Below are 13,809 nucleotides of genomic sequence, written 5' to 3'. Positions count from 1 at the left end.
GTGCGGCGCGTCGGCACCGTCGTCCGCACCGCGGGGGGGCTCGCGATCGCCCGCAGCGACCCCGACGCCGATCCGCCGCGGATCGGCGCGAGCGTCGTCGACGAATCGCTCTCGACGGTCGGCCGCGTCGTCGACGTGTTCGGTCCGGTCGACCGCCCCTACGTGGCGGTCACGCCGAACAATGGGGTCGGACTCGCCGCCCTCGTCGGCGGCAAATTGTACGCGCGGTAGCTACGCGTCGCCCGACTCGGGGTCCGTCCGCCCTTCAACTCCGTCTGCCGCCTCCTCGTCGACGACCACGTCGAAGTCGGCGAGCGTCTTGTCCGTGCGAGCGAGGCGCTCGGCGACGAGCAGCTTTTCGCGTCGCTCCAGCCGATCCCAATCGAACTCCGCCGGCGGCGACGCCTCGAGCGACTCGAACCGCTCGATCACCGCCTCGTTCGCGAACCGCTCGAACGACCCGCAGTTCGGGCACGTCATCGAGAGGTGCGAGGTGTCGAACGACCGAGTGACCGCGTGATCGAGGCAGTTCAGACACCGATAGCTGCGCGTGCGGGACACGAATCTACGCACGGACCGAAAGAACGAGTATCTGTGGCTACCGGTCGGGAGGTCGGGGATCGAAACGCCGGCCGAAAAATCGGCCCGGGCGGTCAGAACAGCGCGGACGCCGCCGCCTCGGCCGTCTCGATGACGGGGCCGAAGCCGGGTAAGAGCAGCACCGTCGCGACCGCCGCGAAGACGACCGCGGCGTACAGCGCAGTCGGGCGCACGTCGATGGCGTCGAGCGCGCTCGGCGACGCGGGGTCGTCTAAGAACAGCGCCTTCACCACCCGGCTGTAGTAGTACAGCGACACGACGCTGTTTATCGCGCCGAGGCCGGCGAGCCAGACGAAGCCGTTGTCGATGGCCGCCTGGAACAGGAAGTACTTCGAGAAGAAGCCGGCGAACGGCGGCAGCCCCGCCAGCGAGAACATGAACACGGCCATCGCCACGGAGGCGACCGGCGCGCGCCGCCAGAGCCCCGCGTAGTCGGCGAAGGTGCGGCCGACGCCCCACCGCTCCGCCATCGCGACAAAGAGGAACGCGCCGGTGTTCATGAACCCGTAGACGAGCAGGTGCGCCATCGCGGCCCCCATGACGGTGCCGTTTGCGGGCCCGTCGACCGTGAGCGCGGCGACGCCGATGAGCGCGTACCCGGCGTGGCCGATCGAGGAGTAGGCCAACATCCGTTTGACCTCCTCTTGGACCGCCGCCGCGAAGTTACCGAGCGTCATCGTGACGGCCGCGAGGATCGCGAACGCGAGCATCCAGTCGACGTTCGCCGACACGGCCATCTCCAGCGGGAACGCCTCGGTGAACACGCGGAACGCGACGACGAACCCGGCGGCCTTCGAGGCCGACGAGAGGAACGCGCTCACCGGCGCGGGCGCGCCCTCGTACGCCTCCGGCGCCCAGAAGTGGAACGGGACGGAGGCCGTCTTGAACGCGACGCCGCCGATCATCATCACGATACCGACGCCGAGGACGCCCGTGAGGCCCTCGATCGACGCCGACGCGATGTCGGCGAGGATGAGCGACCCAGTGGCCGCGTACACGAGCGAGATGCCGAACAGGAAGATGGCCGACGAGAGCGCCCCGACGAGGAAGTACTTCATCCCCGCCTCCACGCTCCCCCGGTTCTGCTTGAGGTACGCGACGAGCACGTACGACGGCAGCGACACCATCTCCAAGGCGACGAACACGACCGCGAGCGAGTTCGCGACCGCGAGCAGCGCCATGCCGGTCGCGGCGAACGTCACCAGCGAGTAGAACGCCGCCGGGTTGGTGTGGTCGTCGAAGTAGTCGTGTCCGGCGACCAGCACCAGCGCGGTCACCGAGGCGAAGATGGCCGTGAAGAACAGCCCCAGCGTGTCGACTTTTATCGCGTCCGCGAACAGCGAGACCGCGCCGCCGTCCGGGCTGACCCCGCCGCTCGCGGTGAGCCAGACGGTGGCCGCGAGCGCGGCGAGCGACCCGATCGCGCCGACGATCGCCATCGACGTGTTCGAGCGTGCGTCGGGACGCACCGTGTCGACGAGGAGCAGCGCGAGTCCGGTAGCGGCCAGCAGCAGCGCCGGCAGCAGCGCCGTCACGCCGGGCAGACCGTTAACCATCGATCGTCACCCCCTCGACGACGGGCAGGGCAGCGTCACGGATCATCTCGAAGAAGATGTCGGGCGCGACGCCGAGCACGATGATCGCCACCAGTAGCACCGCGAGCGGGGCGACGTCGTGGAACGCCGCGGGGCCGACCTCGTAGTCGGTCTCCAGTTCGAACGGACCGAACAGCGTGCTCTGCATCGCCGACAGCAGGTAGCCGGCGACGATGACGATTCCGAACATCGCGAGCGCTGTGAACACCGGCGCGTACGGGAGCGCCGGGGCGGACAGCGAGCCCACGAAGATGAAGAACTCGCCGGCGAAGCCGGCCATCAGCGGGAGCCCCATGTAACCGAACGCGCCGGCGACGAGGATGCCGACGGTGACCGGCATCCGGTCGGCCATGCCGGCCATGTCGCCGACCATCCGGGTGTGGGTGGTGTTGTAGATGACGCCGACCGCCATGAACATCAGTCCCGAGATGAGCCCGTGTGCGACCATCTGGAACGTCGCGCCGCCGACCCCGTACTCGGTGAAGACGATGAGCCCGAGGATGACGTACCCCATCGACGAGACGGAGGAGTAGGCGACGATCCGCTTGAGGTCCTTCTGTGCGAGCGCCAGCATCGCGCCGTAGATGACGCTGATGACGGCGATCGCCGCGATCGGGACCGCGAGCATCGACGCCTGGTTCGGCAGCATCGTGAAGTTGAACCGGAGCAGCGCGTACGTCCCCATCTTCAGGAGGACGCCCGCCAGGAGCACCGACGCCGGGGTCGGCGCCTGAACGTGCGCGTCCGGCAACCACGTGTGGAACGGCACGATCGGGACCTTCACCGCGAACCCGAGGAACATCGCGAGGAACGCGAACAAGGCGACCTGATCGGGGGCGATACCGAACCACTCACCCAACCCGCCCGCGGCTATCGCCTGCGCGATCTCGGGTAACGCGAACGACGACACCGAGTCGCCGAGCGCGAACACGAGACTCATGAAGCCGATGAACATCAGCAGCGACGCCGCGTTCGTGTACACGAAGAACTTGATCGCGGCGTACTTGCGGCGCGGACCGCCCCAGATCCCGATGAGGAAGTACATCGGGACCAGCACGGCCTCCCAGAAGACGAACCAGAGGAAGAAGTCGAGCGCGGCGAACACGCCGAGCAGGTTCGCCTCCATGAACAGCATGAGGCCATAGAACTGACTCTGTCGGGTGTCGACGGGCGTCCACGCGCTGAGGATCGCCAGCGGGACGAGGAACGTCGTGAGCACGAACAGCGGGAGGCTGATCCCGTCGAGCCCGACGAACCACGAGACGCTGCGACCGCCGACTTCGAGCCACTCGATCTGGGTCGCGTACGCGACATCGCCGCCGAGCAGCGCGTTGCCGCCGGCCTCGAAGCCGGACCACAGGTAGAGGCTCCCGACGAACGGGATCAGGCTGATGGCGAACGCCAGCCGACCCGCCCACTCGTCGGGCGCGAGGAACACGGTCAGCGCGCCGACGAAGGCGGCCGCCATGAGCGCTTCGAGTATCACAGGAACCACCCCCCGGTCGCGCCGAGCACGAGCAGCAGCGCGACGAGCCCGAAGGTGAGTAGCGCGGCGTACTGCGAGACGACCCCCGACTGGAGCTGGCGGATCCGACCGCCGCCGGTGAGGCTCACCGAGGAGACGGCGTTCACGACGCCGTCGATGATCCCCTGATCGAAGGTGTTCGCGCCGCCCGCGACGTCTTCCGTCCGATACGCGAGCCAGACCTGTAGTTCGTCGAGGTAGTAGTTGTTGTACAGCACGTCTTTGATGCCGCCGAGCTTGGCGGTGTGTTCCGTCGGCGACGCCACGTTGTAGAGCCGCCAGGCGAGTCCGAGTCCGAGCAGCGCCAGACCGAGCGAGACGGCAGCACCGACGAGGACGGTCCCGGTCTCACCGCCGACGAGGTACGCGCTGCTGTACGGTCCGATATCGGCGTAGTGGTGCGAGGAGAGTCCCTCGATGCCGCCCCAGTGGTTGTCGAGCCACAGGTGGAGCAGGTCGATCCCTTCGAGGCCGAGCACCTTCTGGACCGGCACCATGTTGATGAAGCCGGTGACGACGGCGAGCGACCCAAGGACCGTCAGCGGTCCCTTCACGTTCCAGCGAACGGGGACGGGGTCTCGGGCGGTGTCGCTCCGCGGCTCGCCGTGGAAGGTCAGGAACACCATGCGGAAGGTGTAGAACGCGGTGACCGGCACCGCGAGCAGTCCCATCACGTACCCGCCGAGCAGCAGCGGGTCGTTGAGGCCGTGGACGAGCGCCTCGTAGAGGATCTCGTCTTTCGACCAGAAGCCGGCGAACGGGAAGATGCCCGCGAGCGCCAGCGACCCGGCGAGGAAGGTGTAGTAGGTGACGGGCATCTTCGATTTCAGCCCGCCCATGTCCCACATGTCCTCGTTGTGGTGCATCGCGATGATGACCGCACCGGCGCCGAGGAACAGGAGCGCCTTGAAGAACGCGTGGGTGGTCAGGTGGAAGACCGCGGCCACGTACCCGCCCGCGCCGAGCGCGAGCATCATGTAGCCGTACTGCGAGATGGTGGAGTACGCGAGCACCTGCTTCAGCTCGTCTTTGACGAGCCCCATCGTCGCCGCGAACAGCGCCGTGAAGCCGCCGATGAAGGCGATGACCGCCATCGTCGTCGGGGTCAGCACGTAGAACCCGTACATCCGCGCGACGAGGTAGACGCCGGCCGCGACCATCGTCGCGGCGTGGATGAGCGCGGAGACGGGCGTCGGGCCCTCCATCGCGTCGGGGAGCCACGTGTGAAGCGGGAACTGCGCGGACTTGCCGACGACGCCGCCCAAGACGAGCAGGCCGACGACGGTCAGCCACGTCCCGAGTTCGAGGCCGCCAGGAGTCCACGCGACCGAACCGGAGCCGTTGAGCGCCGCGTCGGCGAGCGCCGGGAACGACTCGGGGCCGGCGAACTGCGCCGTGCCGAAGGTGGCGAACACCGCGACGACGCCGACGAGGAAGAAGTAGTCACCGAAGCGGGTGACGAGGAACGCCTTCTTCGCCGCCGACGGCGGTCCCGGCTCCCGGAAGTTGAAGCCGATGAGCAGGTACGAGCAGAGCCCGACCAGCTCGAAGAACATGAACGCCATCAGCAGGTTGTCGGCGACGACGAAGCCGAGCATCGAGGCCGTGAACAGGCCGAGCCCGGCGTAGTAGCGCGGGAGGCCCGTCTCGCCCTCGTCGTTCATGTAGCCGAGCGAGAAGACGTGGACGAGCAGCGCCACGAGCGTCACGATGACGAGCATCAGCGCCGACAGGGGGTCGATCAGGACGCCGAACGTGAGCTCGATATCGGTCGGCCCGATCCCCGCGCCGCCCTCGCCGGCCCAGTAGTACAGCGTCTCGTTGTACGCCCGTCCGCCCGCGACGGTGGCGGCGACCCAGATCGACAGCAGGAACGACCCCGCCGTCGCCGCGATGCCGCCGAAGGCACCCCCCTTCGGGAGGTACCTGCCAGCGCCGAGCGCGACCAGGAACGAGAAGAACGGGAGGAGCACGATCGCCGGAACGTATGCGAATGCGTCCACCATCTTACCACCTCATCTCCGCGGGAACAGTTACGTCAGTCGTGCCGAAGTTGCGGTATAACACGAGTATGATGCCGATGCCGATCGCGACCTCCGCGGCGGCGAGCGCGATGACGAACAGCGCGAACACCTGCCCCGTGAGGTCGCCGTAGTACAGCGCGAACGCGACGAAATTGATGTTGGCCGCGTTCATCATGAGCTCGACGCTCATGAGGAAGTACAGCACGTTCCGCCGCGTGAGAACGCCGAACAGCCCGATACAGAACACCGCCGACGCCAGTAGCAGGTACCACGTCGGCGGAATCGAGGACGCGACCGCGGTCACTGCCGGTCACCCCCGTCGCGGCCGCCGTCGGTGAACGCCCCCCCGACCGCGGAGACGACGGACCCGTCCTCCTCGCGTTTGGCGAGGTAGACGGCCCCGTCGACCGCGACGTCGAGCGCGACCGCGGCGATCAGGAACGCTGCGAGGAACCCCTCGGCGGGGACCGTCGCCACGTCGTACGCGCCGAGGTCGAACAGGGCGTACCCGATGTTGTGGACGATGGAAGCGTCGGCCGGGAACCCGGCGGGCGCGGCGTCGAACGTCGCCGCGTTGGTCGTCGCGACGAAGACGGCGAACAGTGCGCCCACGGCTATCGCGGGCACGATCCGCGACCCGCGACCCTCGTCGTTGCTCACGCGCTACTCACCTCCGTGTCCGTCTCAGATCGCGTGAGCATCACGGCGAACGTGACCAAGATGAGGACCCCGCCCACGTAGACGAGGATCTGCATGGCGGCGATGAACTCCGCCCGCAGCATCACGTAGTGCACCGCGACGCTCGTGAGGGCACCGCCCAGAAGCAGCGCGGCGTGGAACACGTCGCGCGCCAGGACGACCCCGAGGGCGAACGCCAGCGTAACCGCGGCGAACAGCCCGAACGCGATGGTAGCATAAACCATTGTGTGTGTCTCCTATGAGAACCCCTTTGAAGATTTCGAGACGAGCCCGCTACTGGTAGTCGACCTCGCCGTCGCCCTCCCCGATCCACGCGCCGCGATCGGGGTTGCGGGACTCCAGCGGGTCGATCCCTTTGTACCACGGGACGTTCTTGAGCTGTTCTTTGTTGAACACGAAGTCGTCCTTCGTGTCCGCGGTGAACTCGAAGTTCTGCGTCAGCAGGATGGCGTCGACCGGGCAGACCTCCTCGCAGAGCCGGCAGTAGATACACTGCCCGATGTGGAGGTTGTACTGCTCGCCGTTGCGCTGGTCGTCCTGAACGATCTGGATCGTGTCGTTCGGACAGACGTTTTCGCACTGTCGACACCAGATACACCGCTCCTGGCTGAACTTGTGAACCCCGCGGAACCGCGGGCTCACTTCGGGCGCGTCCTCCGGGTATTCCACCGTGAACGTCGTCCCGTCCAGCGCGTGTTTCATCGTCGTCGCCATGGATTTCATGAGTCCAATCATGTTACGCGATCACCCCCACGATTACGGCCGTGAGCACCAGGTTCGCGAACGACAGCACCAGCATTCCCTTCCAGCCGATCTCGATCAGCTGGTCGATGCGGACGCGGGGAAGCGCCGCGCGGGCCCACTGCGTGAACAGGAAGAAGCCCCAGATCTTCACCACGAACCAGATGAAGCTGATACTCTCCGGACCGGGTCCGGAGGCCCCGCCGAGGAACGTCACGGCGAGGATCGCCCCGCCGAGGAAGATGTGAACGAACTCTCCGAGGTAGAAGAGGACGAAGTACGCGGAGGAGTACTCCGTCTGGTACCCGCCGACGATCTCGGTCGGCGCTTCGGGGATGTCGAACGGATTCCGCCCGATCTCCGCCATGTTCGCCGTGAGGAACAGCACGAACGCGAACGGGTTCACCAAGGCGTACCACGACGGGATCGAGACGCCGGCGATCGTCACGAGCGTCTCCGTCTGCGCGCCGACGATGCCGCTCATCTGGAGCGTGCCGGAGAAGACCACGACCGACATCGCCGTGACGATGAGCGGAATCTCGTACGCGAGGTTCTGCGCGACCGCGCGGAGGCCGCCGAGGAGCGAGTACTTGTTGTTCGACGCGTACCCGGCCATCACCAGCGAGACGGACGCGATGGACGCGAACGCGAACACCAGCGCGAACCCGACCTCGGGGTCCGCGAGGTGGAGGTTGATCGGCCCGAGCTGTCCCATCGGGATGACCGAGAAGCCGAGCAGCGCCGACGACGGCAGGAGGATCGGCGCGATGTCCCACGAGGGGCGGTCGACGCCCTCGGGGATGATGAGCTCCTTCGCGAGGAGCTGGACCGCGGCCGCCGGGATGATGAGCAGGCCGTAGGGCCCGATCCGGTCGACCGCGATCCGGTCGGTGAACGCGGCCGTGATCTTCCGTTTCGCCCACGGGCCCGCGACGCCCGTGAACGCGAGGATGATGTTGCCGACGACGAAGGCGGCGACGAGGGAGGCCGCGACCTCGCCGATGACGCTGTCGAGGCCGAGCGTGTCGACGATGAACTCGGGGAACAGCTGTGCGGGGGCCGTACCCATCAGCGGTCCACCTCCCCGAGAACGACGTCGAGGCTACCGAGGGCCGCGATGACGTCGGGAATGTACTCCCCGTTCGCCATCTCCGGCAGCGTCTGTAGGTTCGAGAAGCACGGCGACCGGATCTTGAACCGGGCCGGCTTGTCGGTGCCGTCGGCGCGGATGTAGATGCCGAGTTCGCCCTTCGCGCCCTCGACGGCGCGGTAGATCTCCGTGTCGTCGTCCGGGCGCAGCGTGCGCGGCACGTTCGCCTGGATGTTGCGCTCGTCTTCGGGCCAGTCTTCGAGCAGGTCGACGCACTGCTCGATGATCTTGGCGGACTCCTCGACCTCGCGCATCCGGACGAGCAGGCGGCTGAAGTTGTCGCCGCCGTCCTCGGTGACGACGTCCCAGTCGAGCTCGTCGTAGTAGCCGTACGGGTCGTCGCGGCGCAGGTCGTAGTCGACGCCCGAGCCGCGGGCGACCGGCCCGGTCGCGCCGTAGTTCTTCGCGACCTCCGGCGGCAGGATGCCGGTGTCGATCGTCCGCATCTGGAACACCTCGTTCGAGGTGATCAGGTTGTGGTACTCCTCGACGGACTCCGGGAGCTGGTCGAGGAAGTCGCGGGTCTTCGAGAAGAACTCCTCGCGCGGCTCCGGAAGGTCCCAGACGACCCCGCCGAGCCGGAAGTAGTTGAACATCAGCCGCTGACCCGTCAGGTCCTCCAAGAGGTTCTGGACGCGCTCGCGGTCGTTGATGGCGTACATGAACGTCGCCGTGAAGTCGCCGTTGATGTCGAGCGCGAACGTCGCGAGCGCGAGCATGTGCGCGGCGATCCGGCACATCTCCGCGCCCATCGTCCGGATGACCTGCGCGTACTCGGGCACCTCGATGTCCGCGAGGTCCTCGGCCGCGCGGGCGTAGGCCCACTCGTTGAGCAGGCCCGCCGAGATGTAGTCCCAGCGGTCCGGGTACGGCATGATCTGGTGGCGGTACGTCCCGGACTGCGCCATCTGCTCCTCGCTGCGGTGGAGGTAGCCGATGTCGGGCTCGACGTCGGCGACCTGCTCGCCGTCGAGCACCGTCTTCAGGTGGAGGACGCCGTGGGTGGCCGGGTGGTGCGGCCCGATGTTGAGGAACATCGTGTCGGACTCGGCGTCCTTGTGGTGCTCCTCCAGCGGGTTCGCGTGCGCCGGCAGCGTGGCGATCTGCGGCCGGTCCTTGTCGTAGTCCATCGACAGGGGGTGCCCCTGCCACGTCTCCGGCAGCAGGATCCGGCGCAGGTCGGGATGGTCGTCGTACTCGATCCCGATCAGGTCGTACGCCTCCCGCTCGTGCCAGTCGGCCGTGCGGAAGACGGGTTCGGCCGACTCGGAGACCGGGTGGTCCTTGTCGGCGGGGACGACGATGCTGACCTCCTGAGTCGGGTCGTCGTACTTCTTCAGGTGGTAGATCGACTCGTAGCGGTTCTCGTACTCCTGTGCGGAGACGACGGAGAGGTGGTCGTACCCCGCCTGCTCTTTCAGGGTCCGGAGCGTCTCTTGAACGGTGTCCGGACGGATGACGAAGCCGGGCGCGTTCAGGTGGTCGTCGCGGTCGACGACGAGGTCGCCGAGCAGCGCCTCGATCTCGTCGGGCGTGCGCTCGACGGCGGCGTCGTCGACGCTGTCTGGTCGTTCGAGGCTCATGGCGAATCAGCGAAGTTGTACCGCATGACGAGCTCGTCGTCGTCGATCTGGTCGGCCAGCTTGTCGACGAGTTCGTCGCGTTCGAGGTCGGAGAACTCTTCCAGTTCGTACGGCTTCACGGTGACGGGCGCGGCCTCGCCGTTTGCGACGCGCTCCTGAAGCTTCACGACGCCGTACACGAGCGCCTCGGGCCGAGGCGGGCAGCCGGGGACGTGGATGTCGATCGGGATGACCTCCTCGGCCCCCTTGATCACGTTGTACCCCTCCTGGAACGGGCCGCCGGAGATGGTACACGAGCCCATGCCGACGACGAACTTCGGCTCGGGCATCTGGTCGTAGACGCGCTTCATCCGCGGGGCGAACTTCGAGACGATCGTCCCGGGGACGATCATCACGTCGGCCTGTCGCGGCGAGGCGCGGGGGACGCCCGACCCGAAGCGGTCGAGGTCGTGTTTCACCGCGTAGGTGTGCATCATCTCGATGCTACAGCAGGCGATACCGAACTGTAGCATGAACATCGAGGAGCCCCGACACCAGTTCAGGAACTTGTCGAACTTGGTGAGGATGAACGGCGAGGAGCCGAACGCCTCCCGGAGCCGGGAGTTGAACCGGTCTCCCTGCCCGGTCATCCGGGCGTCTCTGGTCTCGGTTACGACCTGCGATTCGTCGGTGATAAACGGTTGATCGCTGCTCATTAGTTGAGGTCCTCCGTCGTCTTTCTGCTGGTCGCGCGGGGACTGCGGGCCCAGCTGATCGCCCCCGACCGCCACGCCCAGACGAGTCCGACCGCGAGGACTCCGACGAACGCCAACATCGGCCACAGCAGGTCGGCCATCGGAACGCCGGCCTGGACGGCCGGACGGTAGATGACCGCCCACGGGAACAGCAACACGGTCTCGATGTCGAACACGACGAACAACAGCGCGACCATGTAGTACTGGATGTTGAACCGGATCCGCGTCCCGCCCGTCGGGGTCTCGCCGGACTCGTAGGTGGTACTTTTACCGGTCTCAGGCACGCTCGGACGGAGTAGCGCCGACACTGTCATCATCGCTATCGGGATGGCCAGGCCGACGACCGCCAAGGCGCCAATCGCTATCCAATCGCTCATATAGGTCTCCGTAACGTGCTGGGGTTTGGACCGCCCCCTCATAAGCGTTGAGTCTTGTGCGTCGGCGGGCGTGCGGGCCGGTACCGGCCGTTCGCGGTCGAAGCGCCCGCGGAGCGACCGAGAGCCCGCCGTCCGACTCGTCGGGAGCCTCAAACGGAGGCAGGGCGGTCCCGCGGCGGGGTCCTCGGACCGCTGTCTCGCTACCGGTCGCGGAACCCGTCGATACCGAGGTCGTGGAGGGCCGTCGAGACGTCGGCGACGCCGGCCTTCTGCTCGTCGTGAAGGTCCACCAGCCGCTCGGCGACCGCGTCGTGTTCGCGCCCGAGGACCTGCGCCGCCGACAGCGCCGCGTTGTACGACTTGCCGGCGTCGACCGCGACGATCGGCGCGCCGGTCGGCATCCCGATCACGGAGTCGACCGACTTCTCTTGAACCGGCACGCCGATCACGGGCACCGGGTACGCGATCGAGGCGGTCATGTTCGGCAGGTCCGCGGACTTGCCGCCCGCGCCCGCGACGATCACGTCCAACCCGCGCTCGGTCGCCGTCTCCCCGTACGCGTACATCAGCTCCGGCGTCCGGTGCGCGGAGACGACGTAGCTCTCGTAGGTGAACCGCGCGTCCGGCGGGTCGTCGAAGTCGGTCTGCTCCGCGAAGCCGAGGTCGTCGAGCGCCTCGTACGCCCCCTCCATCGTCGGGAGGTCCGAGTCGGACCCCATGATGATCCCCACGTCCGGGGTGGTCGCCGGGTCGGCGTCGGCCGCCGCCTCCGATTCGAGCCGCTCGATAAGGTCGTCCACGGTGGTCATGGGCGGGAGTTCGGCGGAGGGCTACAAGGAACTCCCGGATTCGGCGACGCCGGTGTGCTCCGTCTCTCGGACCGCGTTCAGAGGTACGGGCGGAGCAGGGCGCCGTCGTGGAGTTCGGCCGGGACCGCTTCGAACCACCGCGCGGCGCGGATCTCGTCGGGAGAGACGCCGAGATCGGCGGCGTCGGGAATACGCCCCGCGGCGCGGGCCGCGTAGACGACGTACTCGGCCTCGAACGCGACCGCACCGCGCTCGGCATCGACGTACGACTGCTCGAAGACGAGGATCGGATCGCCGACCGACGAGTCGAGTCCCGTCTCCTCGCGGACCTCCCGCGCCGCCGCGGTCGGGGGCGACTCGTCGGGTTCGACCGCGCCGCCCGGAAGGACCCACCCGTCTGACCACGCGGTCTTCACGAGCGCAATCCGACCGTCAGGGTCGCGGACTCGGGCGGCGGCCGTCAAGCCGGTTCCCGTCTCCGCCCACTCCCGGAGGGCCTCGATCCGCTCCGCCGGGATCCGGATCGACTGCGACTCGCGGGGGGCGTCTGGCGCGACGCCGCCGAGAGCGTTGTCAGACATCGGGGCGAACTACGCGTCGCGGAACGTCACTCCGTCGCGGAGGTCCCGCGCCCGCGAGAGGAGCGCGTCGCGGTCGGTCTCGCCGTCACCCGGCGAGCCCGCGTCTCGGTCCGTCACCGTCAGGTGCCCCATCTTCCGGAGCGAGTACACGTCGTCTTTCCCGTACCAGTGGAGGTCCGCGTCGGGCGCGTCGAGGACGGACTCGACGTTCCGGAGCGTGGCGGGTTCGGTCTCGTCCACGTCGCCGAGCACGTTCGCCGTGACCGCGGGCGCGACGAGGTCGGTCGGGCCGAGCGGCCAGCCGAGGACGGCGCGGACGTGGTTCTCGAACTGCGAGGTGTGCGCGCCCTCGATCGTCCAGTGGCCGGAGTTGTGGGGACGGGGCGCGATCTCGTTGACCAACACGTCGCCCTCGCGGGTCTCGAACAGTTCGATCCCGTAGACGCCGCGCCCGTCGAGGACCTCCAGCACGTCCCGGGCGACCGACTCGGCCTCGGTGACGACCGCGTCGTCGGCGCGGGCGGGACTGACGCTCTCGCGGAGGATCTCCTCGCGGTGGACCGTCTCAGTCACGGGGTACGTCCGGGTCTCGCCGTCCGCGCCCTTCAGCCCCATCACGGCGACCTCCCGCTCGAAGTCTAAGAACTCCTCGGCCATCGCCGCCCCGCCGATCGCGTCGAGCGCGGCGGCGGCCTCGTCGGGCGACTCGACCGGGACGTTCCCCCGACCGTCGTAGCCGCCCTCGCGGGCCTTCAGCATGACGCCGCCGAACTCCTCGACGACGCGTTCGAGCCCCTCGGCGGTCGCGACGGCGACTAACTCGGGGACGGGGATCCCGGCGTCCGCGAGCGCCTCCTTCTGGACGAGCTTGTCCTGGATCGTCTCCAGCGTGGCCGGGTCGGGGTGGACCGCCACGCCGTGCTCCGCGGCCGCGGCCGCCATGCGGTCCGGGTCCGCGAGCTCGATCTCGAACGTCAGGGCGTCGGCGCGGGCCGCCAGCTCGTCGATCGCGTTCGCGTCGTCGAAGTCGCCGACGATCTGGTCGGCCGCGACGGGCGCGGCCGGGCAGTCGGGGGTCGGGTCCAACACGACGAGGTCGACGCCGAGCGGCGCGGCCGCCTCGCCCAGCATTCGACCCAGTTGGCCGCCGCCGACGACGCCGAGCGTTGGTCCCGGAAGAGTGATCGTCATATGCGAGCCGATACCCAACAGAGATGAATAAGTATTGCCAAACGTCGAGACAGATATCCGCGAATACGGATCGGTCAGTCGGGGACGGGGCCTCGTCGCGGGGCTACTCCCGGCGCAACAGGAGGAACCCGCCGGCCGCGACGAGCAGCAGGCTCACCAGCCCGACGACCTGCGTGAGGCCTGTCTCTTATACACATCTC

General features: G+C 67.9%; 16 protein-coding genes. 1 reads left to right on the top strand and 15 read right to left on the bottom strand.

Annotation, left to right across the window (positions count from 1 at the left end):
* The gene (locus C464_RS07415; protein WP_006113018.1) at window positions 1–231 is read left to right on the top strand and encodes an H/ACA ribonucleoprotein complex subunit GAR1; all 231 of its coding nucleotides are present in this window, start codon (window positions 1–3) and stop codon (window positions 229–231) included.
* On the opposite strand, the gene C464_RS07410 is transcribed toward C464_RS07415, so the two are convergent.
* The 15 genes from C464_RS07410 to purK all read right to left on the bottom strand — a co-directional run bounded on the left by C464_RS07410 (window position 232) and on the right by purK (window position 13,609).
* Complete coding sequence (locus C464_RS07410) at window positions 232–561, bottom strand: hypothetical protein (protein WP_006113017.1); 330 nt, start codon at window positions 559–561, stop codon at window positions 232–234.
* 92 nt (window positions 562–653) lie between these two features.
* Window positions 654–2,156: an NADH-quinone oxidoreductase subunit N gene (locus tag C464_RS07405; RefSeq protein ID WP_049910947.1), complete on the bottom strand. Its 1,503-nt coding sequence runs from the start codon at window positions 2,154–2,156 to the stop codon at window positions 654–656.
* The gene (locus C464_RS07400) at window positions 2,149–3,663 is read right to left on the bottom strand and encodes a complex I subunit 4 family protein (RefSeq protein WP_049910950.1); all 1,515 of its coding nucleotides are present in this window, start codon (window positions 3,661–3,663) and stop codon (window positions 2,149–2,151) included. The genes C464_RS07405 and C464_RS07400 overlap by 8 nt, the downstream gene beginning before the upstream one ends.
* 14 nt (window positions 3,664–3,677) lie before the next feature.
* Entirely contained in the window at window positions 3,678–5,726 is a 2,049-nt protein-coding gene (gene nuoL / locus C464_RS07395; protein ID WP_006113014.1) for an NADH-quinone oxidoreductase subunit L, read from the bottom strand.
* 1 nt (window position 5,727) lies between these two features.
* A complete protein-coding gene (gene nuoK / locus C464_RS07390; protein ID WP_006113013.1) occupies window positions 5,728–6,048 on the bottom strand; it encodes an NADH-quinone oxidoreductase subunit NuoK in 321 nt (106 codons plus the stop codon).
* Window positions 6,045–6,404 carry a hypothetical protein gene (locus C464_RS07385; protein ID WP_006113012.1) on the bottom strand — a complete coding sequence of 120 codons (360 nt, stop codon included), beginning with the start codon at window positions 6,402–6,404 and terminating at the stop codon, window positions 6,045–6,047. Before C464_RS07385 ends, nuoK begins: the two co-directional genes overlap by 4 nt.
* Window positions 6,401–6,667, bottom strand: a complete 267-nt coding sequence (locus tag C464_RS07380; protein ID WP_006113011.1) for an NADH-quinone oxidoreductase subunit J — start codon at window positions 6,665–6,667, stop codon at window positions 6,401–6,403. Before C464_RS07380 ends, C464_RS07385 begins: the two co-directional genes overlap by 4 nt.
* A 49-nt stretch (window positions 6,668–6,716) precedes the next feature.
* Window positions 6,717–7,178 carry a NuoI/complex I 23 kDa subunit family protein gene (locus C464_RS07375; protein WP_006113010.1) on the bottom strand — a complete coding sequence of 154 codons (462 nt, stop codon included), beginning with the start codon at window positions 7,176–7,178 and terminating at the stop codon, window positions 6,717–6,719.
* Window position 7,179: 1 nt separating this feature from the next.
* On the bottom strand, window positions 7,180–8,253 hold the full coding sequence (locus C464_RS07370) for a complex I subunit 1/NuoH family protein (RefSeq protein WP_006113009.1): 1,074 nt from the start codon (window positions 8,251–8,253) through the stop codon (window positions 7,180–7,182).
* Complete coding sequence (locus C464_RS07365) at window positions 8,253–9,917, bottom strand: NADH-quinone oxidoreductase subunit D (protein ID WP_006113008.1); 1,665 nt, start codon at window positions 9,915–9,917, stop codon at window positions 8,253–8,255. Before C464_RS07365 ends, C464_RS07370 begins: the two co-directional genes overlap by 1 nt.
* A complete protein-coding gene (locus C464_RS07360) occupies window positions 9,914–10,612 on the bottom strand; it encodes an NADH-quinone oxidoreductase subunit B (protein ID WP_006113007.1) in 699 nt (232 codons plus the stop codon). Before C464_RS07360 ends, C464_RS07365 begins: the two co-directional genes overlap by 4 nt.
* On the bottom strand, window positions 10,612–11,028 hold the full coding sequence (locus C464_RS07355) for an NADH-quinone oxidoreductase subunit A (protein WP_006113006.1): 417 nt from the start codon (window positions 11,026–11,028) through the stop codon (window positions 10,612–10,614). Before C464_RS07355 ends, C464_RS07360 begins: the two co-directional genes overlap by 1 nt.
* 200 nt (window positions 11,029–11,228) lie before the next feature.
* On the bottom strand, window positions 11,229–11,837 hold the full coding sequence (gene purE / locus C464_RS07350; protein WP_006113005.1) for a 5-(carboxyamino)imidazole ribonucleotide mutase: 609 nt from the start codon (window positions 11,835–11,837) through the stop codon (window positions 11,229–11,231).
* 77 nt (window positions 11,838–11,914) lie between these two features.
* Window positions 11,915–12,418, bottom strand: coding sequence for an NUDIX hydrolase (locus tag C464_RS07345; protein ID WP_006113004.1), 504 nt, complete (start codon window positions 12,416–12,418; stop codon window positions 11,915–11,917).
* 9 nt (window positions 12,419–12,427) lie between these two features.
* Window positions 12,428–13,609 carry a 5-(carboxyamino)imidazole ribonucleotide synthase gene (purK, locus tag C464_RS07340; RefSeq protein WP_049910946.1) on the bottom strand — a complete coding sequence of 394 codons (1,182 nt, stop codon included), beginning with the start codon at window positions 13,607–13,609 and terminating at the stop codon, window positions 12,428–12,430.
* Window positions 13,610–13,809 lie beyond the last annotated feature (200 nt).

It is taken from the genome of Halorubrum coriense DSM 10284, assembly GCF_000337035.1.
Taxonomy (GTDB): Archaea; Halobacteriota; Halobacteria; order Halobacteriales; family Haloferacaceae; genus Halorubrum; species Halorubrum coriense.
Note: the sequence above shows the minus strand (reverse complement) of the source record. Positions and strands in the feature narration are given on the sequence as shown.

Coding starts and splice junctions, on each gene's coding strand:
- C464_RS07405 (WP_049910947.1), bottom strand. CDS start 2,156: ATGGTTAACGGTCTGCCCGGCGTGACGGCGCTGCTGCCGGCGCTGCTG.
- purE (WP_006113005.1), bottom strand. CDS start 11,837: ATGACCACCGTGGACGACCTTATCGAGCGGCTCGAATCGGAGGCGGCG.
- C464_RS07345 (WP_006113004.1), bottom strand. CDS start 12,418: ATGTCTGACAACGCTCTCGGCGGCGTCGCGCCAGACGCCCCCCGCGAG.
- C464_RS07370 (WP_006113009.1), bottom strand. CDS start 8,253: ATGGGTACGGCCCCCGCACAGCTGTTCCCCGAGTTCATCGTCGACACG.
- C464_RS07365 (WP_006113008.1), bottom strand. CDS start 9,917: ATGAGCCTCGAACGACCAGACAGCGTCGACGACGCCGCCGTCGAGCGC.
- C464_RS07355 (WP_006113006.1), bottom strand. CDS start 11,028: ATGAGCGATTGGATAGCGATTGGCGCCTTGGCGGTCGTCGGCCTGGCC.
- purK (WP_049910946.1), bottom strand. CDS start 13,609: ATGACGATCACTCTTCCGGGACCAACGCTCGGCGTCGTCGGCGGCGGC.
- nuoL (WP_006113014.1), bottom strand. CDS start 5,726: ATGGTGGACGCATTCGCATACGTTCCGGCGATCGTGCTCCTCCCGTTC.
- C464_RS07360 (WP_006113007.1), bottom strand. CDS start 10,612: ATGAGCAGCGATCAACCGTTTATCACCGACGAATCGCAGGTCGTAACC.
- C464_RS07400 (WP_049910950.1), bottom strand. CDS start 3,663: ATGGCGGCCGCCTTCGTCGGCGCGCTGACCGTGTTCCTCGCGCCCGAC.
- C464_RS07380 (WP_006113011.1), bottom strand. CDS start 6,667: ATGGTTTATGCTACCATCGCGTTCGGGCTGTTCGCCGCGGTTACGCTG.
- C464_RS07375 (WP_006113010.1), bottom strand. CDS start 7,178: ATGATTGGACTCATGAAATCCATGGCGACGACGATGAAACACGCGCTG.